The following is a 26,634-nucleotide window of genomic DNA, read 5'->3' as shown; positions in this document are numbered from 1 at the left end:
CTGAGGGAAAGGATTACAGCGTACGGGAACGCGTAGCGGCAATTTCAGCATCCAGCAGCGCATTGCGCACCGGGGCAAAACTGCGGCGATGATGCGGCGTTGCACCGTGCTGCGTCAGTTTTTCCATATGCAAGGCGGTTGGGTAGCCTTTATGCTGGGCAAAGCCGTATTCGGGATACAGCAGATCCAGCTCGGCCATTTCACGATCGCGCGTCACCTTAGCGATAATGGAAGCCGCACTGATTTCACGCACCAGGCTATCCCCTTTGACCACGGCCTGGCTGGGCATCGCCAGCACCGGGCAGCGGTTGCCGTCAATCAGCACAAAATCAGGCGCGATGTGCAGACCTGCCACGGCACGCTGCATTGCCAGCATAGTGGCATGCAGGATATTGATCTGATCGATCTCTTCCGGTTCTGCTCGTCCCAGGCTCCAGCTCAGCGCTTTTTCGACGATTTCATCGTACAGCGCCAGGCGCCGCTTTTCAGACAGCTTTTTCGAATCGGCCAGGCCCTGGATAGGGTTGGCAGGATCGAGGATCACTGCGGCGGTTACCACGGCACCGACAAGCGGGCCACGCCCAACTTCATCAACGCCGGCAATCAGCGCAGCGTTGGGATAAATAAAATCACTCATGGACACAGCTCCAGTACGGCGGCCGCAGCCTGTTCATCCGCATTCCAGCGGATTTGATGATGCAGCTCGGCAAAGGTCGCCAGTAACTGTTGACGGGCTTCACCGTTAAACAGCAGGGGTTCCAACGCCGCAGCCAGTTTCTGCGGTTCACACTCATCCTGCAACAGCTCTTTCACCAGCTCACGACCGGCCAGCAGATTAGGCAGTGAAACATAGTCGGTCTTCACCAGGCGTTTCGCCAGCCAGAAAGTGAACGGCTTCATTCGATAGCCCACAACCATGGGACATTTCGCCAGCATACACTCCAGCGCGGCGGTTCCAGAGGCCAGCAGTGCGGCATCGCTGGCGACCATTGCAGTACGACCTTTGCCATCCAGCAAATGCATGGTCAGATCTGGCGCAACTTCAGCTTTTATCTTTTCAAACTGCTCCCGGCGGCGCGGATTGACCAGCGGAACAACCACCTCCAGCTGCGGATACTTTTGACGCAACAGCATGGCGGTACGCAGGAAATCAGCACTGAGCATTTCCACTTCAGCATTCCGGCTGCCCGGCAGCAGAGCGAGGCAAAGCGCATCGGGCGCAATGCCCAGTTCCTGCCGCGCTGCCAGCTTATCCGGCTCTATCGGCATCGCATCGGCCATGGTATGACCAATAAAGCGACAGGGAACGTTAAAGCGGTCGTAAAAGGCTTTTTCAAACGGCAGGAAGGCCAGCACCAGATCGGTGGCACGGCCTATTTTAAATACCCGCTTTTGCCGCCATGCCCAGACTGACGGGCTGACGTAATGGATCGTGCGAATACCACGCTGCTTCAGGCGCTCTTCAAGCGTGATATTGAAATCGGGCGCATCAATACCAACAAAGACGTCCGGCTTAAGCTCGGTAAACCGTGCGGTGAGATCGCGGCGAATATGCAGGATACGGCGCAGCCGTCCGAGTACCTCGACGATACCCATCACGGCTAGCTCTTCCATCTCATACCACGCTTCGCAGCCTTCGGCCTGCATCAGCGGGCCCGCTACACCGACGAAACGGGCGTCAGGATGCTTTGCCTTCAACGCACGAATCAGACCGGCACCAAGAATATCGCCGGAGGTTTCTCCGGCGACAAGGGCTATCGTTAAGGGATGCTTAGGCATGAGTTAACGAATCAGGCCCCGGGTCGAACGCGCAAAGAAGTCATAGAAAGGCTGAACTTCAGGGTGCGCTTTGGCCAGCTCGGCAATCTCGGGCTTCACTTCATCCAGCGTTTTGCCGCTGCGGTACAACAGCTTGTAGGCGTTGCGAATTGCATGCAGGGCATCTTTGCTGAAGCCTCGGCGCTGCAGACCCACAAGGTTAATACCGAATGGCGTCGCGTGATTACCCTGAGCGATGACGTAAGGAGGAACGTCCTGCGCCACGCCGGAACAACCACCGACCATAACATGCGCGCCAATAATGCAGAACTGATGCACCGCCGTCATACCACCGATAATCGCGAAATCATCGACGGTAACATGGCCTGCCAGAGTGGCATTATTTGCCAGGATACAGCGATTACCGACAACGCAGTCATGGGCGATATGCGCATTCACCATCAGCAAATTATCGTCACCCAGCCTGGTCACGCCTTCAGCCTGAGCCGTGCCACGGTGGATGGTGACGCTCTCGCGAATACGGTTACGATCGCCAATCTCAACACGGGTAGGTTCACCGGCGTATTTCAGATCCTGGTTTACCTCACCGATGGAGGCAAACTGGTAAATGGTATTGTCCTTACCGATACGGGTATGGCCATTCACCACAACGTGCGATTTGAGAATCGTGCCTTCACCGATTGATACGTTAGCGCCTACGACGCAAAAGGGACCAATCTGAACGCCAGCGCCAATGACGGCACCTTCTTCAACGATCGAACTTGGGTGAATTACGGCGGTGCTGTCAATCACGAATTAAGCCTCCCGGCTGCGGGCACACATCATTGTTGCTTCGCAGACAATTTTACCGTCAACGGTCGCCACGCCCTTAAAGCGCGTCAACCCACGGCGGGTTTTCTCGAAGGTCACTTCCATGATCATCTGGTCACCAGGTACTACAGGGCGCTTAAAGCGCGCTTCGTCAATTCCGGCGAAGTAGTACAGCTCACCCGGTTCCAGTTTCCCTACGCTTTTGAACGCCAGAATTCCCGTGGCCTGAGCCATCGCTTCCAGGATCAATACACCTGGGAAAATCGGCTTACCAGGGAAATGGCCCTGGAAAAACGGTTCGTTAACCGAGACATTCTTCACCGCACGCAGATACTTGTGTTCTTCAAACTCAAGTACGCGATCGACCAGCAGAAACGGGTAGCGGTGCGGCAGTAATTCAATAATCTCTTCAATCTTCAGAGTATGAGTTTCAGTAGTCAAAATACTCTTCCTGTCCTAAACATTCTGATGGCATCAATAACACGGCCTGCAACAATCGCCGATCGTTAGCAGGCCGCAAATCATTTCCGTGCGCTTGGCTTTCCCTGCTTAGCATGTTCTATTTATGAAAGCTGGGCAGCGTAAGTGATGAATCGTCGCTCAGTCTTTATCAACCTTGCGTTCGACGGCCTTCAAGCGTTTGCTCAGTTCGTCAATGTTCATCACCAGCGCTGCAGTTTTGCGCCAGGTTTTGTTGGGCTGGAGTGGGATCCCCGAAGAGTATACCCCAGGTTCGGTGATTGGTCGCATCACCATTCCCATTCCCGTGACGGTTACTTTGTCACAAATTTCCATATGACCATTAATTACGCTGGCACCACCGATCATGCAGTAACGACCGATCTTAAGACTGCCAGCCATAATCACGCCACCTGCAACGGCAGTGTTATCACCGATTACAACATTGTGTGCAATCTGGCACTGGTTATCTATGATAACACCATTCCCGATTTGAGTGTTATCCAGCGCACCACGATCGATTGTGGTACAGGCACCAATCTCAACGCGATCGCCAATGATGACCGTACCGAGCTGAGGAATTTTCACCCAGTTGCCGCGATCGTTGGCATAGCCGAAACCGTCAGCACCAATGACCGTACCTGACTGGATCAGGCAATCACTGCCAATCTGCACTTCATGATAAACGGTCACATTGGCCCACAGGCGGCTGCCTGCACCAATTCGTGCCTTTTTCCCCACGAAGCAGCCAGCGCCGATAACCACGTTATCGCCCAGCACAACGTCGGATTCGATCACCGCATTAGCGCCAATCGAGACATTTTGACCCAGCGTAGCAGTTGAATCTATTACTGCTGCAGGCGAAATATTTGTGGCCGGCTGCGGTGTCGTATCCAGCAGCTGCGCCATACGGGCATAAGTCAGATAAGGATTTTGCACTACCAGAGCCGCGCCAGCAAAACATTCGCGATCTGCTTCTAACAGCACCACGGCAGACGCCTGACAGGTAGCCAGCTGCTCACGATAGCGGCTGTTGGAAAGGAAAGTGATCTGACCGGTTTGAGCGGATTGCATAGAAGCGATGCCGGAGATGGCGATATCGCCATCTCCGTGCAATTCTGCATCCAACTGCTGGGCTAAATCAGCCAGTCGAATTGAAGACATGTATTATTTAACCTGTTTCAGTACATCGGCAGTGATGTCTTTTGCTTTAGCCGAGTAGGCTACGGCATTCTGATCGATAACCACATCATAGCCTTCGCTATCAGCAACTTTCCGCACGGCATCCTGGATACGGGTCAGAATTTTGTTGCGCTCTTCAGCCTGACGACGACGGTTATCCTGCTCGAAAGCCTGGGCTTTGGTTGAGAAGGTTTCACGCTGCGCCATCACGTCTTTTTCCAGACGGCTACGATCGCTGGCTTTCATGGTAGAACCGTCACGCTGTAAACGCTGCATTTTAGTTTGCAGATCGCGTTCCATGCCCTGAAGTTCTGTAGCGCGGCCTTTGAATTCATTCTCAAGCTGCTTCGCAACGGTCGCACGCGCTGGTAACTGTTGGAAAATGCTGGAAACGTTCACCACTGCAATTTTGTCAGCTGCCTGGGCTCCAGCGGAAACCGCCATAGCAATACCCAGACCTGCGGCACACAACAACTTTTTCACTATAAACTCCTTACCATCAACGTTTGTGTCATGGACACATGTGTTGCGCATTGTGTGGCCCGCTTAAGCAGGCCATCACTTAACTGCGCGATACTCTTTTGCGTACTTCCTTGCTACACCGAATTACCAGGTTTTACCAATGTTAAACTGGAACTGTTCAGCTTTATCTCCATCATACTTTTTGAACGGCTGAGCGTAGGAGAACACCAATGGACCTAAAGGTGACATCCACTGCAACGCTAAGCCGGCAGACATACGAATGTTGCTTGGATCGCTGTAGTCAGGAATACCCGCCGCACGCGTCTCTGCGGTGTTTTCCCACTTAGTATCCCAGACCGTACCCGCATCCACAAACAGTGACGTACGTACCGAGTTAGAGTACTTCTCACTGATGAATGGCGTTGGCGTAATCAGCTCAAGGCTGGCCACGGCCATGGCGTTACCACCGATGGCATCGTCTGAATTACACACTTTGTTCACGTCAGTGCCTGAGCAGTCTGAAGAACCATTATTCAGGTATGACGCTTTCGGACCAATGTTATTGGAGCGGAAGCCGCGCACCGTACTGGAACCACCAGCATAGAAGTTCTCGTAGAACGGCAGCTCTTTGCCGCTCAGACCGTCACCATAGCCTACACGACCACGGCCTAACATCACCCAGGTGCGGTCCTGGTTTAGCGGCAGATACTGCTGCGTGTCCAACGTCGCTTTGTAGAAGGCGTTATCGGAACCAGGAATCGTCACCTTACCATTCAGGTTAGTACGGTTACCGGAGGTCGGGAAGAAACCGCGGTCCAGGGTGTTGTACGTCCAACCGTAGTTGAAGGTGAAGTCATCTGCCGAGTACTCTTCGTCGCCATCAAGCGTCGGGTTTTTCCCAACGGAACGCAGGTAGCGCCACATGGTGACCTGCGGCTGCATGTTGGACAGGCTGTTATGCACATAGCCAAGTCCCACGCGCAGGGTATTATTCTCGTTCACCGGGAAGCCCAGCGTGCCGTCTAAACCATAGCTCTTGTTGGTATAGTCAGACAGGTCGGCATCATCGGCTTTAAAGTCGTTATAGAACAGACGACCGCCCAGGCTGACACCATCGACCGTGAAGTACGGGTCAGTCAGTGAGAATTCAGCGTAGGTCTGATAATCATTTTTGGTACCGCTAATACCAACGGTATTACCGGTACCCAGCCAGTTATCCTGGGTCACACCCACCTGGAAGCTGACGCCGCTTTCTGTACCGTAGCCAATACCAAAGTTCAGCGTACCGGTGTTACGTTCTTTAACCTTGTAGACGACGTCTACCTGGTCAGGCGAGCCTGGAACGCGCTGCGTGTCTGTATCCACGGTTTCGAAGTAGCCAAGGCGATTCAGACGCTCTTTACCCTGCTCAACCAGGTCGCTGCCCAGCCATGCGCCTTCCATCTGACGCATTTCGCGGCGCAGTACGGAATCTTTCGACGTATCGTTACCTTCGAAGCGAACTTTACGCACGTAGTAACGGTTACCCGCATCCACATTCACATGCAGCTTAACGGTTTTATTGCTGTCGTCGATTTCAGGCTGAGTCTGAACGCGCGGATAGGCATAGCCATAGCGCCCCAGAAGCTTCTTGATATCGTCTTCCATACGGGTCACTTTGGCGCCGTTATAGAGTTCGCCCGGGGTGATTTTAGTCAGCCCTTCGATCTCTGCCGAGTGCCCAGCCAGGTTGCCGTTAACCGTCACGCCGGAAAGCTTGTACTGATCGCCTTCTGAAATGTTCACGGTAATGTAGATACCTTTTTTATCCGGCGTCAGGCTGACCTGGGTGGAGTCGATGTTGAAACGGGCATAGCCGCGATCCAGATAGAAACTGCGCAGCGTCTCAAGGTCACCGGCCAGCTTCTGTTTCTGGTATTTACGATCGCCCACCACATTCCACCACGGCACTTCATCGCGCAGCTGGAAGCGGGAGATCAACTCTTCAGAACTGTAGGCTTTATTACCCACGATATTAATCTGCTGAATCTGCGCAGAAACACCTTCGGTAAACACCAGCTTCAGGTCAACACGGTTGCGCGGCAGCGGCGTAACCACCGCCTTCACGCTGGCACTGTATTTACCGACGCTGTAGTAGAAGTCTTCCAGTCCCTTTTCAATCGAGGAAATAGTGGTGCGATCCAGCGCTTCACCCACGCGCACACCTGAAGCTTCAAGGTTTTGCTTCAGCATGTCCTCTTTCACCGCTTTGTTGCCGGAGAAAGTAATGCTGGCAATTGTCGGACGCTCTTTAACCTGTACGATCAGCGTATTGCCGTCGCGCAGAACCTGAACGTCTTCAAAATTCCCGGTCGCAAAAAGTGCACGAATAGTATTACTGAGATCTTCATCGGAGACAGTGTCTCCCACGCGGACTGGCATACTGAGCAATGCCGCACCGACGGCGACTCGCTGCAGGCCTTCGAAATGAATATCCTTCACTACGAATCCGTCTGCACCGTATACGGTAGCGCTGCTAAGCAGCAGCGACGCTATGAGCAACTTTTTCATCGCCATCGTTGTTATGCATTCTTCCTAACTGGTTCTCATCGCTTAAGGGGATTTCAGTTCACGCCGGCCTGTTGTGGCCTTCGCTGACTGATTCCTGAGCTCCTAGAGGCGCGAGAAATCATTGAATAGTGCAAGCCCCATTAACAGCACCAGCAAAATAGAGCCGATACGATAACTGAAGTCCTGAACTCGCTCGGACACCGGCTTTCCTTTGATCTTTTCGATCGCCAGGAACAACAGATGTCCACCATCTAACACCGGCAGTGGGAACAGGTTGATTATCCCAAGGTTCACGCTAATCAGAGCGAGGAACATCAGATAATAAATCAAGCCATACTCCGCTGACATCCCAGCCCCTTGGGCGATAGAAATCGGCCCGCTGAGATTGTTCAGTTTCACATCACCGACAATCAGTTTACCCAGCATGCTTACCGTTAACTTCATCAGTTGCCAGGTTTTTGCACTGGCCTCACCGATAGCGGCAAACGGTCCATACTGACGTACCGTTCTGTACTCATCAGGCAGTGGAATAACCCGCGGGACAACCCCGGCAAACCCTTCTGCCTTATTACGCGGATTGATGTCCGGCGTCAGCGTTAAATCAACCGTGCCACTCTGACGTTCAACCTGCAGTGCGATTGCCGTTCCCGGATTATCACGCACCGTCGTCACAAAATCCTGCCACTGGTCCAGCGGCCGACCACTGACTTTAACGATCCTGTCGCCCGCTTGCAAACCCGCCTTACTTGCCGCCGAGTTCTTCTGCACCTGCGCCAGCGTCGTCTCTATTTGTGGTCCTCGGGGCTGAATACCCAGAGCCACAACCGGATCTTGCTTATCGGGTTCGAACTGCCAGTTGCGCAGATCGATACGTTTGTCACTGGCCCGATCGCTACCGAACGGCGCTACGCTGACGGTGGTGCTTTCATCACCAATCTTCGCAACGAGTGCCATACGCACAGCATCCCAATCAGGCGTTTCGATACCGTCAACGGCTTTAAGTTCCATGCCTGGGGTAATTTGCGCGATTGCAGCAGGCGAATTGCTGGTTATTTCACCAACAACCGGTCGAACACCGGGAACGCCGATGATAAATACCAGCCAGTAGGCAATGATAGCAAAGATGAAGTTGGCCATTGGCCCCGCGCCGATAATCGCAGCGCGCTGAAGAACGGTTTTGTTGTTGAAGGATTGGTGGCGAAGTTCAGGCGGTACACTCTCAACACGCTCATCGAGCATCTTGACGTAGCCGCCGAGCGGGATCAGGGCGATAACGTACTCTGTTCCCTGCTTATCACGGCGACGCCACAGGGCTTTACCAAAACCGACCGAGAAACGTTCGACTTTGACGCCGCAGCGGCGGGCCACCCAAAAGTGACCAAACTCATGCACGGTGATTAAAATTCCCAGCGCAACGATAAAAGCAGCCAGACTCCAGAGTACGCTCAACATAATGTTTCCCTACAGAGTCCCAAACACTAGCAGTAGAAGACAGGCAAAAACGGGAACCGCCGCGGTCAGACTATCAATACGATCGAGAATGCCGCCATGGCCGGGAATAAGATTGCCGCTGTCCTTGATGCCCGCTTCACGCTTGAACATGCTCTCGGTCAAATCACCCAGCACCGAGGCCAGTGCGGCCGCGATCGAGCAGACCAACAACGTGCCCAAAGAAACTTCAAGCGGGGCAAACGCGCTGAATAACCACGAGAGCAGCGCAGAAGTGACCAGCCCACCGAAAAAACCTTCCCAGGTTTTACCCGGAGACACTTTCGGCGCGAGCTTGTGTTTGCCAAACAGCTTGCCAAACACATAGGCACCGGAGTCAGCGCCCCACACCAGCAGCATTACGTACAGCAGCCACCAGGCACCGGCGAAATGGTCGGATTCGTAATGATACTGGCGTAGCGCCAACATGCCCCAGAAAAACGGCACAATAGTGAGCAGACCAAATATCAGTCGTAGCGGCTTTGACGTCCGCCAGAGCGCTGCAGAGCCCGGATAGAACAACACCAGCAGCAGCGCCGCAATCCACCAGCCTAACGCGATCCAGAGCGCACCGCTAACCTGTGGCAACTGAACCAGATGTTGATAAGCCGGGAGAGTGATAAGCATAAAGGCCAGTAGCAAACCGCAAAGCAGTGCCAGCCAGATCCGCTGCGAACGCGAAGCAAAACCGGAAAACTGCCCCCATTCCCAGGCAGCCAGCATGCTAATAACTAAAATGACGATCTCAAATCCTAACGGTGGCAGCAGAAACAGCGCTGCAATCACAATCGGAATTAAAATAAATGCGGTAATCAGGCGAGACTTCAGCAAAGATTACCCCCAGTGCGCCTATACGCTGCCGGGTGCTGCGCCGCCAAATCGGCGCTCTCGTTGTGCAAACGCATTCAGTGCACCTTCAAAAACTTGTTCATCAAAATCAGGCCAGAGAGTATCAGTGAACCAGAACTCTGCGTAAGCGACTTGCCACAGCAGGAAGTTACTGATGCGATGCTCTCCCCCAGTCCTTATTACTAAATCCACAGGGGCCAGTTCATTGAGGCAAAGATAGGGCTCCAGCGTCTCTTCCCCAATTTGATCGGGGCGAAGAAGACCTTCCCGGACCTGCTCGGCCAATTTTCTGACACCATGGATAATATCCCAACGACCGCCATAATTCGCGGCTATGTTGAGCGTTAGTCCATTATTTTGTTGAGTAAGTTCCTCAGCGCGGCGAATACGTTCCTGCAGACGGGAATTAAAGCGGCTGATGTCACCAATAATTCTCAATCTGACATTATGCTTATGGAGACTTTTTACTTCGCTGTCGAGTGCCCAGACAAACAGCTCCATCAAAGCCAGAACTTCCTGCTGCGGACGATTCCAGTTTTCGCTGCTGAAGGCATACAGTGTCAGCGCGTCCAGCTTATTGCTGACGGCGAAACTGACGGCGCGGCGCACGGATTTAACACCCGCCTTATGGCCGGAAATGCGCAGCTTACCCTGGTTTTTAGCCCAGCGGCCATTGCCATCCATAATGATGGCCACATGGCGAGGCTTCAGCCCCGTCTGGTCATCGCTTTGTAATAAATTTTCGGACGACATAACGCGTAATGATTTCCTTGTTCAGAAATACAACGGCTTTGGAATATTTCACCCGCACAGCACAAAATTCGTGCAAAAAGGGTTGGCTCATCCGCTTTATCACGTAGTACCTCTGTTCGGTGGGCGAAGACTATATCATCTCCTCCCGGTGCCCACAAATGGCGACGCGCGAAATCGCGTTACGCCGAGGGAGCGGAAAAACGAGGTACCAGGGACGTCGCCAAAGCACGCGCTTCACGATCGATAGCGAGTACCGCCCCTACGCTTTGCGGCTCCTGGCTGGACAGTTTTTCCAGCACCGCAACATTGAGTGCTGCAATATCGGTAAAGCGGATTTGCGATGCCAGAAACGCCGCAACGGCGATCTCATTGGCCGCATTCAGCGCAGTCGTCGCCGCCTGTCCCGCAAGACTTGCATCGATTGCAAGCTTCAGGCACGGGTAACGCGCGTAGTCCGGCTCCGCAAAAGTGAGTGCCTTCATGCGGGTGAAATCCAGCGGCGGAGCACCTGAGCTAACGCGCTCCGGCCACGCCATCGCATGAGCAATAGGCGTGCGCATGTCCGGTGACCCCAACTGTGCAATCACGCTGCCGTCACGGTAGCGAACCATTGAGTGGATAACGGACTGCGGATGCAGAATCACTTCCATTTGCGCATCCGTGGCGTTAAACAGCCAGCGGGCTTCGATATATTCCAGGCCTTTGTTCATCATGGTGGCCGAATCAACGGAAATTTTTCTCCCCATTGACCAGTTCGGATGTGCACACGCCTGATCTGGCGTAACGCGACTGAGTTCAGCCAACGGTGTATCACGGAACGGGCCACCCGACCCCGTGAGGATAATGCTGTCTATGCCATTTTCCTCGAGAGAAGCGTACCCCAACTTCTGCTGTAAGGAAGCAGGCAAACTCTGAAAAATCGCATTGTGTTCACTATCAATGGGTAAAAGCTGGGCTTTTGACGCGCTGACAGCATCAAGGAACAGGCGTCCACAGGTCACCAGCGCTTCTTTATTCGCCAGCAGCACCTGCTTACCAGCGCGAATGGCCGCCAGAGTCGGCAGTAACCCCGCTGCGCCGACAATCGCTGCCATCACCTGATCGACATCATCGAGCGAGGCCAGATCGCAGGCCGCCTGCTCGCCGCTCAGCACTTCCGTCTTCACGTTAAGGCTCTGCAGGCGCAGGCGCAGTTCTACCGCGGCCTGCTCATCCGACATCGCGGCATAAGTGGGGCGAAACTCCAGGCATTGTTCAACCATCAATTCAACATTACGCCCGGCAACCAGCGCCCTGACGGAAAAAAGATGAGGATTTGCACGAATGACGCCCAGCGTACTGGTGCCGATTGAGCCGGTCGAACCGAGAATGGTCAATTGCTTCATGAGGCTGCTCTGTGTAGTGACCCGTCACAGGCGGCAACCAGGGAAAGGCAAAACCGCCCTTTGGGGGAATGAGTAAATGCAAAACGCCGCCAGATCGGCCGTTCCCGGGAAAGGCGATCTGTACGGCGTTTCATCGGATCATGATGAAATCAGAATTCCATCAACTCCGCTTCTTTCTCGGCCAGCGCAGCATCGATTTTCTTGATGCCAACATCGGTCATTTTCTGGATGTCTTCCTGTGAGCGACGGTCATCGTCTTCACTGATTTCTTTGTCTTTCAGCAACGCTTTGACTTTGTCGTTGGCATCGCGACGCACGTTACGCACGGACACGCGGCCCTGCTCTGCTTCACCACGAACAATTTTAATCAGATCTTTACGACGCTCTTCCGTCAGCGCTGGCAGTGGAACACGGATATCGGTGCCCGCAGACATTGGATTCAGACCAAGGTCAGAAGACATAATCGCTTTTTCAACGGCATTGCTGATCGAACGGTCAAACACGTTGATTTTCAGCGTACGGGAGTCTTCCACGGTCACGCTCGCCAGCTGGCGCAGCGGGGTGGCAGAACCGTAGTAATCGACCATAATGCCGTCGAGAATAGCCGGTGATGCGCGGCCGGTACGAATTTTACTGATGTTGTTTTTGAATGCTTCTACGCATTTATCCATGCGTACTTCTGCATCTTTCTTGATGTCGTTAATCACGTTGAAACCCTTGGATTCTGTTTGATCCACCAGCATCCGGCAACGCCGGAAGCCGTTCAAATATATGTTTACGCGTCTTAATTCAAGCTGCAGGTGCGTTTGCTGTAACCATTCACCCCGATCACACCGTTATCGGTGCTCCCGCTGACTCACGGCCTGCCGCAGATCGAATTATTCAGAGTATGAAGGATAACCCTGACTGGCAGAATATACCTTATCTTAACCATTTTAAATGCAGACTGATATTAATGCGTAATCAGCGTGCCTTCTTTTTCGCCCATCACCACGCGACGCAGTGCGCCAGGTTTGTTCATATTGAACACGCGGATAGGCAGCTGGTGATCGCGCGCCAGCGTAAAGGCGGCCAGATCCATCACTTTCAGTTCCTGATCCAGCACCTCAGTATAGGTCAGCTGTTCATACAGCGTTGCATCCGGGTTCTTCACCGGATCGGCAGAATAAACGCCATCCACTTTAGTGGCTTTCAGAACCACATCGGCTTCGATTTCGATGCCGCGCAGGCAGGCTGCAGAGTCGGTGGTAAAGAACGGGTTGCCGGTACCGGCAGAGAAAATCACCACGCGGTTATTACGCAGCAGGCTAATCGCTTCTGCCCAGCTGTAGTTGTCGCAAACGCCATTCAGCGGGATTGCCGACATCAGACGGGCATTCACATAGGCGCGGTGCAGTGCATCACGCATTGCCAGGCCGTTCATCACGGTTGCCAGCATCCCCATGTGGTCGCCTACTACGCGGTTCATGCCGGCCTGTGCCAGGCCTGCGCCGCGGAACAGGTTCCCCCCACCGATGACCACGCCTACCTGAATGCCCAGTTCAACCAGCTCTTTCACTTCCTGAGCCATGCGATCCAGAACGCTGGCATCAATACCAAAGCCTTCTGCACCTTGCAGTGCTTCGCCACTTAGTTTCAGCAGGATACGTTGATATACGGGTTTTGCATTAGTCGCCATGGTGTTTTTTCCTGCAAGCAATCATCGAAAAAAGGGGTATAAACTGTGCGGTATCATCCTGGAAGCAGGAGAAGAATGCTATTGGGATGAGACTGAAATTGCGCTGCGCCAGAGGCAGGCAAAAAAGAACCGCCGTTCGGCGGTTCCTTTATCGAAATTAAGACTGTTGAGACATGGCAGCAACTTCTGCTGCGAAGTCAGACTCAACTTTCTCAATACCTTCGCCCACTTCAAAGCGGATGAAGTTAACAACGTCAGCGTTATGCTCTTTCAGAACCTGGCCCACGGTTTTGCTTGGGTCGATAACGAAAGGCTGGCCGGTCAGAGAAACTTCGCCGGTGAATTTCTTCATGCGGCCTTCAACCATTTTCTCTGCGATTTCTTTTGGCTTACCGGACTGCATGGCGATGTCCAGCTGAACCTTGTACTCTTTCTCAACCACTTCTGCAGAAACGTCTTCTGGCTTAACGAATTCTGGCTTGCTTGCTGCAACGTGCATTGCCAGCTGCTTAACCAGTTCTTCGTCTGCGCCTTTAGCAGAGATCAGAACGCCAATACGTGCGCCGTGCAGGTAGCTACCCAGCACCTCACCTTCCAGAGAAGATACGCGACGAATGTTGATGTTTTCACCGATTTTAGCAACCAGCGCAACACGCTCTTCTTCGAACTGTGCTTTCAGCACTTCGATGTCAGTGATTTTGCCAGCAACTGCGGCATCCAGCACTTTATCAGCGAACGCCTGGAAACCAGCATCTTTAGCAACGAAGTCGGTCTGGCAGTTAACTTCCAGAATCACGCTGTAGTTACCAACGATTTTGGTTTTGATCACGCCGTCAGCAGCAACGTTGCCCGCTTTCTTAGCGGCTTTGATTGCGCCAGATTTACGCATGTTCTCGATCGCCAGCTCAATGTCGCCGCTCGCTTCGGTCAGTGCTTTTTTACAATCCATCATGCCAGCGCCAGTACGCTCGCGCAGTTCTTTTACCAGAGCAGCGGTAATTTCAGCCATTCTCTAATCCTCGGTTAGTCAGCATCTGCTGCAGCTCGCCATCGGGCAAGTCCACATCACATGTCTATTTCTCGGGAGATACATTCTGCCTCGCCGATTGTGACAAACGGCAAAGCGAAGTCGAAAAAATAAAGGGGCCATTCTGGCCCCTTACAGATTTACATCTGATTGATAAGGGCTCTGTAAAGAGCAAGCCTTATTACTCAGCTTCGGCGAAGGTTTCTTCTGCCTGCTGAGCCAGGTCCTGAGAGCGACCTTCACGTACAGTGGTAGCCACTGCAGTCAGGTACAGGCTAACAGCACGGATTGCATCGTCATTACCAGGGATAATGAAGTCAACACCGTCTGGATCAGAGTTAGTATCAACGATAGCAAATACTGGGATACCCAGGTTGTTTGCTTCTTTGATAGCGATGTGTTCGTGATCTGCATCAACAACAAACAGTGCGTCTGGCAGGCCGCCCATGTCTTTAATACCGCCCAGGCTGTTTTCCAGCTTGGCCAGTTCACGGTTGCGCATCAACGCTTCTTTCTTGGTCAGTTTGTCGAAGGTACCGTCCTGAGACTGAGTTTCCAGATCTTTCAGACGTTTGATTGACTGACGAACGGTTTTCCAGTTAGTCAGCATGCCACCCAACCAGCGGTGGTTAACGAAGAACTGGTCGCAGCTCAAAGCATGCTCTTTTACCGCTTCGCTTGCAGCGCGCTTAGTACCAACAAACAGGATCTTGCCTTTACGAGCAGCGATCTTGTTCAGCTCAGCCAGAGCTTCGTTGAACATTGGTACAGTTTTCTCAAGGTTGATGATGTGAACTTTGTTACGTGCACCGAAGATGAATGGCTTCATTTTCGGGTTCCAGTAACGGGTCTGGTGACCGAAGTGAACACCAGCCTTGAGCATGTCGCGCATGGAAACAGTTGCCATGATTACCTCTAAAATAGATTGATTGGGGTTAGGCCTCCACGTATCCCATACAACCGACCACAAAAGCGTTAATGCGTTTGGGCACCCCGGAGTAAGGTGTCGATACGTGTGTGTTATTTACACAAAGTGAGATTTTCGCGTTCTCCGCCGGGGAACAATCCACCGAACAAAGAATCGTCGGCGCGCTTTATACCATAAAGCAGCCGTTGACGCCAATAGTTGTTGCCGCTTTACGCTGCACTGCATCACCCATACCGATAGCGAACAAGCATTGCCATAAACGACAATTGGCAGCGTCAGGACGGGCTGTTACCATTGCAGCACTTTCTTTATTATTGTCGAAAATGACGACAAATGCGGACTTAATGAATGGCAATTTCAATTAAAACACCTGAAGAAATCGAAAAAATGCGTGTGGCCGGTCGCCTCGCTGCCGAAGTTCTTGAGATGATCGAACCTCACGTTAAACCCGGCGTAAGCACCGGAGAACTGGACCGCCTGTGCCACGAGCACATCGTCAACAAGCAGCAGGCCGTTTCTGCCTGCCTCGGCTATCACGGCTTCCCGAAATCAGTGTGTATTTCGGTCAACGAAGTGGTGTGCCACGGTATCCCAAGCGATGAAAAAATTCTGAAAGATGGCGACGTAGTCAATATCGACGTTACCGTAATCAAAGATGAGTATCACGGCGATACCTCTACAATGTTTATTGTTGGGAAGCCAACGATTCAGGGCGAACGCCTGTGCCGTGTCACCCAGGAGAGCCTGTATCTGGCGCTGCGCATGGTTAAGCCAGGCATTCGCCTGCGCGCCCTTGGCCGCGAAATTCAGAAATATGTGGAAGCCGAGCAGTTCTCGGTGGTGCGCGAGTACTGCGGCCACGGTATCGGTAAAGGCTTCCATGAAGAACCACAGGTTCTGCACTACGATGCCGATGACGGCGGTGTGGTACTGCAGGCTGGCATGGCGTTCACCATTGAACCGATGGTCAACGTTGGGGATTACCGCATCCGCACGATGAAAGATGGCTGGACCGTAAAAACCAAAGATCGCAGCTTGTCCGCTCAGTATGAACACACTATTGTAGTAACGGAAAACGGCTGCGAAATTATGACGCTGCGTAAAGATGAACCCCTTCCGTCCGTTCTGACGCACGAAGGCTAATCGCCGTAAAATCGACCCTTACAGTGAGTCTGAAGCCGGCACCCGCCGGCTTTTTAATGTCTGCAGTATCTGTCCGGAGCGGTGAAATGAATAAAGATGTGACCGATGCCAGCACGCTGAAAATATTAACCAAGTCGCCCATACTTTGGGAAGATACTGAAATCACTCGCGAATTCCTGAAGACCCATCTGGATAACTTTCAGCAACACCTGGCCGGGGCCTTCGATGCAGGCCAGGATGCGGAAAGCCTGATCGCCGCGCGCACGCTGTTCATTGACCGGCTCCTGCGCCGCCTGTGGCGCTTCTTCGGCTTCCCGGAAAAAGAAGGTATTGCACTGGTTGCTGTGGGCGGCTACGGGCGCGGAGAACTGCACCCACTTTCCGATATCGATGTGCTGATCCTCAGCCGTAAGCCACTTTCCAATGCTGATGCTCAGCGCACCAGCGACCTGCTGACGCTCATGTGGGACCTCCGGCTGGAGGTCGGCCACAGCGTGCGCACACTGGAAGAGTGCCTGCTGGAGGGGCTGTCAGATCTGACCGTAGCGACCAACCTGATTGAGTCGCGCATGCTGACCGGCGATCTGGCGCTGTTCCTTGAAATGCAGAAAAACGTCTTCAGTGACGGGTTCTGGCCTTCCGGCCGCTTCTTCGCCGCCAAAATTGGCGAACAGCAGGAGCGGCATAAGCGCTATCACGGCACCAGCTACAACCTTGAACCGGACATCAAAAGCAGCCCCGGCGGCCTGCGCGATATCCACACCCTGCTGTGGGTTGCCCGCCGCCATTTTGGCGCAACATCGCTGGATGAGATGGTCGGCTTTGGCTTTTTAACTCAGGCCGAACGCAACGAACTCAACGAGTGCCAGAGCTTTCTGTGGCGGATACGCTTCGCCCTGCACCTGACGCTGACCCGCTCCGATAACCGCCTGCTGTTCGACCGACAGCTCAACGTTGCCCGGCGCCTCAACTATCAGGGCGAAGGCAATGAGCCGGTTGAGCACATGATGAAAGATTTCTTCCGCGTCACCCGCCGCGTGGCCGAGCTGAATCAGATGCTGCTACAGCTGTTTGATGAGGCCATTCTTGCCCTGCCGACGGACGAAAAGCCGCGCCCTATTGATGATGATTTCCAACTGCGCGGATCGCTGATCGATCTGCGCGATGAAACGCTATTCAACCGTGAGCCGGAAGCGATTATGCGCATGTTTTACACCATGGTGCGCACGCCAAAAATCACCGGCATCTACTCTACAACCCTGCGCCATCTTCGCCACGCCCGGCGCAATCTGAAACAACCGCTGTGTACCATCCCGATTGCGCGCGAGCTGTTTATGTCGATTCTGCGCCATCCGGGAGCGGTCAGCCGGGCGCTGGTACCGATGCATCGCCACAGCGTGCTGTGGGCCTACATGCCCCAGTGGAGCAACATTGTCGGCCAGATGCAGTTCGATCTGTTCCACGCCTATACGGTTGATGAACATACGATTCGCGTACTGCAAAAGCTGGAAAGCTTCGCAAACGAAGAAACCCGCTCCCTTCATCCTCTCTGCGTGGAACTGTGGCCGCGCCTGCCGCAGCTGGAGCTGCTGCTGATGGCGGCCCTGTTCCATGATATTGCCAAAGGGCGCGGCGGCGACCATTCGATTCTCGGCGCGCAGGATGCGCTGGAATTTGCCGAGATGCACGGTCTGAACTCGCGGGAAGCCCAGCTTGTGGCCTGGCTGGTACGGCACCACCTGCTGATGTCTGTGACCGCCCAGCGTCGTGATATTCAGGACCCGACAGTTATTCAGCAGTTTGCCGAAGTGATGCAGAACGAAAACCGGCTGCGTTACCTGGTCTGCCTGACCGTGGCCGATATCTGCGCCACCAATGAAACCCTGTGGAACAGCTGGAAACAGAGCCTGCTGCGCGAGCTGTTCTTCGCCACTGAGAAACAGCTGCGTCGGGGCATGGAAAACAGCCCCGACCTGCGTGAGCGGGTGCGCCACCATCGCCTGCAGGCGCTGGCCCTGCTGCGAATGGACAATATTAACGAAGAGGCGCTGCATCAGATCTGGGGGCGCTGCCGTGCGGACTATTTCCTGCGGCATACGCCGAACCAGCTGGCCTGGCATGCGCGGCATCTGATGCAGCACGATCTCGACCAGCCGCTGATCCTCGTCAGTCCGCAGGCGACGCGCGGCGGCACGGAGATTTTTATCTGGAGCCCGGATCGTCCCTATCTGTTTGCCGCCGTTGCCGGTGAGCTGGATCGCCGTAACCTGAGCGTTCACGATGCGCAAATTTTTACCAGCCGCGACGGCATGGCCATGGATACATTTATCGTGCTGGAGCCGGACGGTAGTCCGCTGTCGGCCGATCGGCATGAGCTGACTCGCCACGCGCTGGAGCAGGCAATCACCCAGAGCAGCTGGCAGCCGCCGCGTGCCCGTCGTCAGTCAGCGCGGCTGAAGCACTTTAACGTCGATACCGAGGTTAACTTCCTGCCGACCCACACCGACCGTCGTACCTACCTGGAGCTAATCGCCCTCGATCAGCCAGGGTTACTGGCCCGCGTAGGTGAAGTCTTTGCCGACCTGAATATTTCACTGCACGGGGCACGGATCAGTACGATCGGAGAGCGGGTAGAGGATTTATTTATCCTCGCCAACAGCGATCGGCGGGCATTAGATGCAGAAATGCGCGAAGTGCTGCAACAACGGTTGACAGAGGCCCTTAATCCAAACGATAAAGTGTGACCCGGATTTACTTTTTAACCTCGCCACCCCGCAATGCCTTACGAAGCGCATTGTTATGCGGTTTAACGGGTTGGCAGAACCAGGAAAGCAGAAACCATGCAACAGTTACAGAGTGTTATTGAATCAGCCTTTGAACGCCGTGCTGACATCACCCCAGCGAATGCTGACACCGTTACCCGCGAAGCGGTTGACCAGGTTATCGCCCTGCTGGATAGTGGTGCCCTGCGTGTAGCAGAAAAGATTGACGGCCAGTGGGTGACGCATCAGTGGCTGAAGAAAGCCGTTCTGCTCTCTTTCCGCATCAATGACAATCAGGTAATTGATGGCGCAGAGAGCCGCTACTACGACAAAGTTCCAATGAAATTCGCTGACTATGACGATGCGCGTTTCAAAAAAGAAGGCTTCCGCGTTGTGCCACCAGCGGCGGTACGTCAGGGTGCATACATCGCCCGTAACACCGTACTGATGCCGTCATACGTCAACATCGGTGCTTATGTTGATGAAGGCTCAATGGTGGATACCTGGGCAACCGTGGGTTCATGCGCGCAGATCGGTAAAAACGTACATCTGTCCGGCGGCGTGGGTATCGGTGGCGTTCTTGAGCCGCTGCAGGCTAATCCAACCATCATCGAAGATAACTGCTTCATCGGCGCGCGTTCTGAAATCGTTGAAGGCGTGATCGTGGAAGAAGGTGCAGTGATTTCAATGGGCGTTTACATCGGCCAGAGCACCAAAATCTATGACCGTGAAACCGGTGAAGTTCACTACGGTCGCGTACCTGCGGGTTCCGTCGTGGTATCCGGTAACCTGCCATCAAAAGACGGCAGCTACAGCCTGTACTGTGCGGTGATCGTGAAGAAAGTTGATGCGAAAACCCGTGGCAAAGTGGGCATCAACGAGCTGCTGCGTACCATCGACTGATTTCTCTCTGCGGGCCGCTTATGTGGCCCGTAATTTTTTCTTTACGCTTTTTCGTTACACAACCGCTTTTTTGCCTTTCATCAGATAGTGATATTGCGCACATTCCAGGCGTATAATTCGCGCCAGTTAATTTCAGTATTAAATTTCAACGATCCTGACTGTTTCAGGTGCAACCCTCGGGTACACCGTAGTTTGAAACACACGAGCTAAGTGAAGACAAGGCGTAAGCGCGCAGCCACCGCAGCGTACAAGGTACGAATGCAAGGCCAGCTCTGCACAACGCAGTAGTCACAACGCGCAGCCGGATCGTCACCTAACTTATAAGGAACCGATGCTATGTATGACAATTTAAAAGGTCTGGGAATTACTTCGCCTGAAGATATCGATCGCTACAGCCTCCGTCAGGAAGCGAATAACGACATCCTGAAAATCTATTTCCGTAAGGATAAAGGCGAGTTCTTTGCCAAAAGCGTGAAATTTAAATATCCACGCCAGCGTAAAACCGTCGTAGCGGATAACGCCAGCCAGGGCTACAAAGAGATTCAGGAAATCAGCCCGAATCTGCGCTATGTGATTGATGAGCTGGATCAGATCTGCCAGCGCGATCAGGTTGAAGTCGATCTGAAACGCAAAATTCTTGACGATCTGCGCCATTTAGAAAGCGTAGTATCTAATAAGATCGCTGAGATCGAATCTGACCTGGATAAACTAACCCGCGGCGGTCGCTAATTTATTCCGATCGGCAGGATTAAAAAAACGGTGCTATTCAATAGCACCGTTTTTTATTGCCCATCAGCAACGACCAGATAACCGACCGTTGCTCTGAACGTGAATTTACTGCATCAGCAGATAAATACTGCTGTCACCGCGCTGAATATTCAGTGCCAGCACAGAAGGTTTGGCATCCAGGATTTTGCGCAGCTCGCCAAGGTTAGTAATTGGCTGCTGGTTAACACCGAGGATAATATCGTCTTTCTTCAGACCGATACGCGCCGCAGCCGAACCTGCTTTCACGCTATCCACCTTCACGCCCTTAACGTTTTTGCTGTCATAGTTGCTCAGCGCAGCACCTTCAACGCCGGTGTAAATAGTACCGGAATCCACTTTCGCGCCCGCACCCTGCTGCAGTTCAACGTTTACCGTTAACGGCTTGCCATCGCGGATCAGACCCAGTTCCATTTTGGTGCCCACCGGCAGCGATCCCACTTCAGCACGCAGCGCAGAGAAGCTGGAGATCGGCTTGTTGTTCAGCGAGACAATCACGTCACCGGCTTTCACCCCGGCCTGCGCTGCAGAAGACTTCGGCAGCACCTGACTGACGAATGCACCGCGCTGGGCATCAACTTTCATCGCCTTCGCCAGCTCGGAGTTCAGCTCGGTGCCCATAATTCCCAGCTCGCCGCGTTTCACCTGGCCATACTCAACCATCTGGCTGGTCAGGTTTTTCACCATATTACTTGGGATGGCAAAGCCGATACCGATGTTACCGCCGTCCGGCGCCAGAATCGCGGTGTTAATCCCGATCAGTTCACCGTTCAGGTTCACCAGCGCACCGCCGGAGTTACCCCGGTTGATGGCGGCATCGGTCTGGATAAAGTTTTCATAGTTCTCAACGTTAAGACCGCTGCGGCCCAGCGCAGATACGATACCCGAGGTCACGGTTTCGCCCAGTCCGTATGGGTTACCGATAGCCACGGTATAGTCACCCACGCGCAGACTGTCGGAATCCGCGATTTTCACTGCAGTCAGGTTTTTGGCATCTTTCAGCTGAATCAGCGCGATATCAGAACGCGGATCTTTACCGATCACCTTCGCGTCATATTTACGGCCATCACTCAGCTGAACGAGAATTTTAGTGGCGTTATTAACCACGTGGTTGTTGGTCACCACATAGCCTTTAGCGGCATCAATCACTACACCTGAACCGAGCGCACGGAACTTCTGCTGCTGGGTATCATCTCCGCCTGCACCGCCACCACCCTGGCACATTGGCGAGCTCTGGAATGGTGAACCGTCCTGGCAGAACGGAGAATTATCGCCAAAGAACTGCTGGAACTGCTGCGGCAGACGTGGAGTACGGACGGTCGTGCTGCCTTCGATATTGATACTGACCACGGAAGGCATGACTTTTTCCAGCATCGGGGCCAGGCTTGGCAGTTGCTGAGTGGTCGTTGTTGATGACGCGGTTTCAGCGGCACTGGCGGTAACAGGGTTCATTGCCAGTCCAATGCTGAAGGCCAGTGCGCTTAGTACTAACGTTGTTTTTTTCATTCGTTGGATTCTCAAGTGATTCAGTTAATTAACCATTGCTGCGATCGTGCCATTAAGATTAATTTTTTAGCGCGAAGTTCATGTTTGGATATTGAGGAAAAGTAAAAAATTATTGTGCATCTTTACAAAACTCATCACTGACATTTTTTACTCTACCGCCATCAGACGGCGATACTCATCCCAGGCAAACAGATCTGTCATTCCGCTAATGTAATCCTGCAACAGGCGGGCGCGATAATAATATTCCCAGATTTCAGTCTCGGCGGCGGTTTTATCAAGACGTTCCACCGCTTCATTATAGGCCTGGCGGAAACGGGTGGAGAGCTTATGAAAAAGTCGCGTCTCGATCGGATAACCTTTCAGATAATCTTTTTCAACCAGCTCGCTAAACTCCTGCTGCGTGAGCAAAAGCAGTGGCCGATAGATATCCAGCAGCCCGCTGATCACCCGATACCCCTGAAGCTCCAACTGTTCTACTTCGGAATGGTTAAAGACATGACTAAAGGCAACTTTTTTGAAAATATCCAGCAGCAGGCTGTGTGGGCTGCCGTCCTCCAGCAGCGCTTCATTAAACTCGCCGTGATAAACCGCCGACAGATTATCGGTAAAACGGCTGGCGGCGTGAGGCACCAGACGCGACACGGTATTAACCCGTAGATACATAAAGAACTGATCTTCGCTACAACGGCTGGAGGGCGATGTGCGCGATTTCTCCAGCGCAACGGTAATGACTTCAGAAAACAGGTCACCGGACTGATGTTGCGGCCAAAGCCGGTATAAATGTTCGTAAAGCTGTTCAACGGTGAAAATATTTTTTTCAACCGCATCTTCCAGATCGGCAACACAGTAGGAAATATCATCCGCAGCTTCCATAATATAGGTCAGAGGGAAACGACAATGCGGCTGTAAATCCAATTCCCTACGCAAATCTGCGACATATTCTTCTTCAGCAAGATAGTAACCCGGCTTTTTCATTAAATAACGATGGCTCTCGGGAATATCGCCGGTAAACCAGGCGGGGCGCGTATATTTTAAAATACAGCCGACCTGCGCCCACGTCAGATTCATTTTCATCAGCGTATGGACCATGCGGATCGCCTGCGCATTGCCCTCAAAGTGCGATAAATCTTGACGAATCTTTGCACGCAGCGGGTCTAGCCCATCTCCTTTGCTGCGTAAAACCGCCACCTCACAGCGATCGGCGGTGACACTTTGCGGCTGCCAGTCAGCATCCAGCCGCTGGCGGAACCAGTCGTTAATCGCCGACTCGCCGAAATGACCAAACGGCGGGTTGCCGATATCGTGCATCAGGCAGGCCATCTCGACGATGCTTTCAAACGGCCCGGTCAGCTGTGACAGCCCCAGCGGCTCCAGCTGCCCCTGCTCCTTCAGCCGGGTGAGTACCTCTTTGGCGATATAGCGCCCCACCTGCTGCACCTCCAGCGAGTGCGTCAAGCGCGTCCTGACTGCGGCGTTGCGTTCTAGTGGGAAAACCTGAGTTTTCTGCTGCAACCGACGGATTGCCGCCGAGTTAACGATCCGCCCGCGATCGCTTTCAAAAATACGCAGGATTTCATGCTCGTCCTTCTCGCCTTCATAGGGACGATAGCAGCGCTGCCAGTTAATTTTTTTGCGAAAGTCGATCCCGGTCATCCGGTGTTCCCTGTTATTTCCATGTTGTTGCCATGATAGACTATGCGCCGAAAACCACGAAAAATTCCACTGAAATAGCGAGTATTCCCATGAAAGCAGGCATTATTGGTGCAATGGAACAGGAAGTTACGCTGCTGCGTGACAAGATTGAAAACCGTCAAACGCTGACGCTGGCAGGCTGTGAAATCTATACCGGTACGTTAAATGGCGTTGACGTTGCTCTGCTGAAATCCGGCATTGGTAAAGTGTCAGCCGCGCTGGGCACCACGCTGTTGCTGGAACTGTGCAAACCCGAGTTTATTATCAACACCGGTTCTGCCGGTGGCCTGGCCCCTTCACTGAAAGTGGGTGATATCGTGGTTTCCGACGAAGTACGCTATCACGATGCCGACGTCACTGCTTTTGGCTACGAGCCGGGCCAAATGGCCGGCTGCCCGGCAGCATTTAAAGCCGACGAAAAGCTGATTATGGCGGCAGAGCAGTGTATCAACGATCTGCAGCTGAACGCGGTGCGCGGCCTGGTAGTCAGCGGTGATGCCTTTATCAACGGTGCAGAGCCGCTGGCACGCATTCGTGGCACCTTCCCACAGGCGATCGCCGTAGAGATGGAAGCCACGGCTATTGGCCACGTCTGCCATCAGTTTGGTACGCCGTTTGTCGTTGTTCGCGCGATCTCCGATGTGGCAGATCAGGAATCCCACCTCAGCTTTGAAGAATTCCTGACCGTTGCTGCCACCCAGTCTTCGCTGATGGTTGAAACGCTGCTGGCCCGCCTGGCCAATGGCTAAATGCCTCACCGCCCTGCTGCTGTGGCTGACGTTTGCCGCAGCAGCAGCACCGCTGCGCGTGGTCACACTGGCCCCCAACCTTACCGAACTGGCCTTTGCCGCCGGCATGACGCCGGTCGGCGTCAGCGACTATTCGGATTATCCTGCGGCGGCAAAAAATATTGTGCACGTGGCCAACTGGCAGGGGATCAATACCGAAAGGCTGCTGAGCCTGAAGCCCGATTTGGTGCTGGCATGGCGTGGCGGAACATCACCGCGCCAGATCAAGCAGCTCCAGTCGCTGGGCATTAAGGTGCTGTGGCTGGCACCGGACTCTATCGAACAGCTTATCGCCACCCTGCGTCAGCTTGCGGAGTACAGCCCGCAGCCGCAGCAGGCTGAGCAGGCCGCTGCCACACTTCAGCAGCAGTTCGACGATTTGCAGCAGCGCTATCATCAGCCGCAGCGCAAGCGGGTGTTTTTGCAGTTTGGTATAAAGCCGCTGTTTACCGCTGCGGATAACACACTGCAAAACGAAGTGATCGGACTGTGCGGCGGAGAGAATATTTTTTCCGACAGCCGCGTACCCTGGCCACAGGTCAGCCGCGAGCAGGTGCTGGTGCGCCAGCCGCAGGCCATCGTGATACCGGGTGATGCTGCCCGAATCACAACGGTTACGCAGTTCTGGCAGCCGCAGCTCCGGGTACCCGTCTACGCGGTCAACGACGACTGGCTCAGCCGGGCAGGACCGCGCATCATTCTGGCCGCTCAACAGCTCTGCGCCCAGCTGCAGCCCGAAAGAAAGTAAGAAACCCCCATAATACAATTAAGAATCACGCACTGAATGCCGCTTTTGGCCAGTAGCGTGAAATAGAAACACGGTAGCCGTGCCGGCGCGCGAGCTGCCTGATTTTGGGCCAACAGGCCTTATTGAAACATCAGGAAAATCAGATCATGAAAACCGTTTATCTGTCTCTGGGACTGATAATGGCGGCGCATGCCTGTGCGGCTTCAACCAGCAGCACCATCGGCGTGCAACTCACTATCATTGCACCACCATGCCTGATTGACAGCAGCACGCTGGCCACCCTGCGCACTCCCAGCGTAGTCTGCGTCACACGTAACGACGCGCAGCCGAAAATCACCGAGACTGTTCTCAGTCCAAAAACACATACCGATCGGGAAAAAAGACTGATTACCGTTGAATGGTAGAACCTTGCCCGGCACCGTTGTGCCGGGTGATTACCCTCACCGCATGGGTCAGGGTAACGTCAGGAAAGACGCGATTAGATGCTGAAGGAGGAACCACAGCCGCAGGTTGTTTTGGCATTCGGATTGGTGACGATGAAGCGCGATCCTTCCAGCCCTTCGGTATAGTCCACCGCACCGCCGACCAGATACTGCAGGCTCATCGGATCGACAACCAGCGCCACGCCCGCTTTCTCAATGGTCATATCGCCGTCGTTAATTTTATCGTCAAAAGTGAAGCCGTACTGGAAACCGCTGCAACCACCGCCGGTGATATACACGCGCAGTTTCAGATCCGGGTTGTTCTCATCGGAAATCAGATTCTTCACTTTACTGGCCGCTGCTTCGGTAAACTGCAGGGGTACGGCTACGTCGTCGCTCATTTAAAATACTCCAGGATGCACTCAGGCTACGTGCCCGACAGGTCATTATTCGACCATTGTTATGGCTATTATCTTATACGCAGGGGTAGCAATCAAGTTTAGGCTGTACCACCCCGTGCGGCGATCCCTATCTGCTGCACTACAGTACTCAGAG

Annotated in this window: 26 protein-coding genes; 7 read left to right on the top strand and 19 right to left on the bottom strand. The window is 53.5% G+C overall.

The window, feature by feature from the left end:
• Positions 1–13: 13 nt before the first annotated feature.
• The 16 genes from rnhB to AC07U6_RS06820 form a co-directional block, all read right to left on the bottom strand.
• A complete protein-coding gene (gene rnhB, locus AC07U6_RS06895) occupies positions 14–637 on the bottom strand; it encodes a ribonuclease HII (RefSeq protein ID WP_494761639.1) in 624 nt (207 codons plus the stop codon).
• Positions 634–1,779, bottom strand: a complete 1,146-nt coding sequence (gene lpxB / locus AC07U6_RS06890) for a lipid-A-disaccharide synthase (protein ID WP_494761638.1) — start codon at positions 1,777–1,779, stop codon at positions 634–636. The genes rnhB and lpxB overlap by 4 nt, the downstream gene beginning before the upstream one ends.
• Before the next feature lie 3 nt (positions 1,780–1,782).
• The gene (lpxA, locus tag AC07U6_RS06885) at positions 1,783–2,571 is read right to left on the bottom strand and encodes an acyl-ACP--UDP-N-acetylglucosamine O-acyltransferase (RefSeq protein WP_494761637.1); all 789 of its coding nucleotides are present in this window, start codon (positions 2,569–2,571) and stop codon (positions 1,783–1,785) included.
• A gap of 3 nt (positions 2,572–2,574) precedes the next feature.
• Positions 2,575–3,030, bottom strand: coding sequence for a 3-hydroxyacyl-ACP dehydratase FabZ (fabZ, locus tag AC07U6_RS06880; RefSeq protein WP_105595450.1), 456 nt, complete (start codon positions 3,028–3,030; stop codon positions 2,575–2,577).
• Between the two features lie 159 nt (positions 3,031–3,189).
• Positions 3,190–4,212 (bottom strand): UDP-3-O-(3-hydroxymyristoyl)glucosamine N-acyltransferase, encoded by a 1,023-nt coding sequence (gene lpxD, locus AC07U6_RS06875; protein ID WP_494761636.1) that lies wholly within the window; start codon positions 4,210–4,212, stop codon positions 3,190–3,192.
• A 3-nt stretch (positions 4,213–4,215) separates the two neighbouring features.
• The gene (skp, locus tag AC07U6_RS06870) at positions 4,216–4,713 is read right to left on the bottom strand and encodes a molecular chaperone Skp (protein ID WP_494761635.1); all 498 of its coding nucleotides are present in this window, start codon (positions 4,711–4,713) and stop codon (positions 4,216–4,218) included.
• Between the two features lie 123 nt (positions 4,714–4,836).
• The gene (gene bamA, locus AC07U6_RS06865; RefSeq protein ID WP_494761634.1) at positions 4,837–7,248 is read right to left on the bottom strand and encodes an outer membrane protein assembly factor BamA; all 2,412 of its coding nucleotides are present in this window, start codon (positions 7,246–7,248) and stop codon (positions 4,837–4,839) included.
• 96 nt (positions 7,249–7,344) lie between these two features.
• On the bottom strand, positions 7,345–8,694 hold the full coding sequence (gene rseP, locus AC07U6_RS06860; RefSeq protein WP_494761633.1) for a sigma E protease regulator RseP: 1,350 nt from the start codon (positions 8,692–8,694) through the stop codon (positions 7,345–7,347).
• Positions 8,695–8,703: 9 nt separating this feature from the next.
• A complete protein-coding gene (gene cdsA, locus AC07U6_RS06855; protein ID WP_494761632.1) occupies positions 8,704–9,561 on the bottom strand; it encodes a phosphatidate cytidylyltransferase in 858 nt (285 codons plus the stop codon).
• An 18-nt stretch (positions 9,562–9,579) separates the two neighbouring features.
• Positions 9,580–10,332, bottom strand: a complete 753-nt coding sequence (gene ispU / locus AC07U6_RS06850; RefSeq protein ID WP_494761631.1) for a (2E,6E)-farnesyl-diphosphate-specific ditrans,polycis-undecaprenyl-diphosphate synthase — start codon at positions 10,330–10,332, stop codon at positions 9,580–9,582.
• A 179-nt stretch (positions 10,333–10,511) separates the two neighbouring features.
• Positions 10,512–11,717 carry a 1-deoxy-D-xylulose-5-phosphate reductoisomerase gene (gene ispC / locus AC07U6_RS06845; protein WP_494761630.1) on the bottom strand — a complete coding sequence of 402 codons (1,206 nt, stop codon included), beginning with the start codon at positions 11,715–11,717 and terminating at the stop codon, positions 10,512–10,514.
• A 149-nt stretch (positions 11,718–11,866) separates the two neighbouring features.
• Positions 11,867–12,424, bottom strand: coding sequence for a ribosome recycling factor (frr, locus tag AC07U6_RS06840; protein WP_205066813.1), 558 nt, complete (start codon positions 12,422–12,424; stop codon positions 11,867–11,869).
• Between the two features lie 245 nt (positions 12,425–12,669).
• Positions 12,670–13,395 carry a UMP kinase gene (pyrH, locus tag AC07U6_RS06835; protein ID WP_105595442.1) on the bottom strand — a complete coding sequence of 242 codons (726 nt, stop codon included), beginning with the start codon at positions 13,393–13,395 and terminating at the stop codon, positions 12,670–12,672.
• Positions 13,396–13,552: 157 nt separating this feature from the next.
• Positions 13,553–14,404, bottom strand: coding sequence for a translation elongation factor Ts (gene tsf, locus AC07U6_RS06830; protein ID WP_105595441.1), 852 nt, complete (start codon positions 14,402–14,404; stop codon positions 13,553–13,555).
• Positions 14,405–14,603: 199 nt separating this feature from the next.
• Positions 14,604–15,329 carry a 30S ribosomal protein S2 gene (gene rpsB, locus AC07U6_RS06825; RefSeq protein WP_205066781.1) on the bottom strand — a complete coding sequence of 242 codons (726 nt, stop codon included), beginning with the start codon at positions 15,327–15,329 and terminating at the stop codon, positions 14,604–14,606.
• Between the two features lie 187 nt (positions 15,330–15,516).
• Complete coding sequence (locus AC07U6_RS06820; RefSeq protein ID WP_494761629.1) at positions 15,517–15,711, bottom strand: hypothetical protein; 195 nt, start codon at positions 15,709–15,711, stop codon at positions 15,517–15,519.
• On the opposite strand from AC07U6_RS06820, the gene map reads away from it, so the two are divergent.
• The 4 genes from map (at position 15,699) to AC07U6_RS06800 (ending at position 20,887) form a co-directional block, all read left to right on the top strand.
• Positions 15,699–16,493, top strand: coding sequence for a type I methionyl aminopeptidase (gene map, locus AC07U6_RS06815; protein WP_494761628.1), 795 nt, complete (start codon positions 15,699–15,701; stop codon positions 16,491–16,493). The two genes, AC07U6_RS06820 and map, sit on opposite strands and share 13 nt — an antisense overlap.
• An 86-nt stretch (positions 16,494–16,579) precedes the next feature.
• Positions 16,580–19,237, top strand: coding sequence for a bifunctional uridylyltransferase/uridylyl-removing protein GlnD (gene glnD, locus AC07U6_RS06810; RefSeq protein WP_494761627.1), 2,658 nt, complete (start codon positions 16,580–16,582; stop codon positions 19,235–19,237).
• Between the two features lie 96 nt (positions 19,238–19,333).
• On the top strand, positions 19,334–20,158 hold the full coding sequence (gene dapD / locus AC07U6_RS06805; RefSeq protein ID WP_494761626.1) for a 2,3,4,5-tetrahydropyridine-2,6-dicarboxylate N-succinyltransferase: 825 nt from the start codon (positions 19,334–19,336) through the stop codon (positions 20,156–20,158).
• 336 nt (positions 20,159–20,494) lie between these two features.
• Positions 20,495–20,887 (top strand): DUF3461 family protein, encoded by a 393-nt coding sequence (locus tag AC07U6_RS06800; RefSeq protein ID WP_105595436.1) that lies wholly within the window; start codon positions 20,495–20,497, stop codon positions 20,885–20,887.
• 105 nt (positions 20,888–20,992) lie between these two features.
• Here AC07U6_RS06800 and degP read toward each other — a convergent pair whose 3' ends face one another.
• On the bottom strand, positions 20,993–22,429 hold the full coding sequence (degP, locus tag AC07U6_RS06795) for a serine endoprotease DegP (RefSeq protein WP_494761625.1): 1,437 nt from the start codon (positions 22,427–22,429) through the stop codon (positions 20,993–20,995).
• A 147-nt stretch (positions 22,430–22,576) separates the two neighbouring features.
• Positions 22,577–24,082, bottom strand: coding sequence for a dGTPase (dgt, locus tag AC07U6_RS06790; protein ID WP_494761624.1), 1,506 nt, complete (start codon positions 24,080–24,082; stop codon positions 22,577–22,579).
• An 89-nt stretch (positions 24,083–24,171) separates the two neighbouring features.
• Here dgt and mtnN point away from each other — a divergent pair, with 89 nt between their 5' ends.
• The 3 genes from mtnN (at position 24,172) to AC07U6_RS06775 (ending at position 26,061) form a co-directional block, all read left to right on the top strand.
• Positions 24,172–24,870: a 5'-methylthioadenosine/S-adenosylhomocysteine nucleosidase gene (mtnN, locus tag AC07U6_RS06785; RefSeq protein WP_494761623.1), complete on the top strand. Its 699-nt coding sequence runs from the start codon at positions 24,172–24,174 to the stop codon at positions 24,868–24,870.
• Complete coding sequence (btuF, locus tag AC07U6_RS06780; RefSeq protein WP_494761622.1) at positions 24,863–25,657, top strand: vitamin B12 ABC transporter substrate-binding protein BtuF; 795 nt, start codon at positions 24,863–24,865, stop codon at positions 25,655–25,657. Before mtnN ends, btuF begins: the two co-directional genes overlap by 8 nt.
• Positions 25,658–25,803: 146 nt before the next feature.
• Complete coding sequence (locus AC07U6_RS06775) at positions 25,804–26,061, top strand: hypothetical protein (RefSeq protein ID WP_494761621.1); 258 nt, start codon at positions 25,804–25,806, stop codon at positions 26,059–26,061.
• A gap of 74 nt (positions 26,062–26,135) precedes the next feature.
• On the opposite strand, the gene erpA is transcribed toward AC07U6_RS06775, so the two are convergent.
• Positions 26,136–26,480 carry an iron-sulfur cluster insertion protein ErpA gene (gene erpA / locus AC07U6_RS06770; protein WP_105595431.1) on the bottom strand — a complete coding sequence of 115 codons (345 nt, stop codon included), beginning with the start codon at positions 26,478–26,480 and terminating at the stop codon, positions 26,136–26,138.
• Positions 26,481–26,634 lie beyond the last annotated feature (154 nt).

This window comes from Erwinia sp. GW821-FHT03D09 (assembly GCF_059420805.1).
This window is presented reverse-complemented; position numbering and strand designations above follow the sequence as displayed.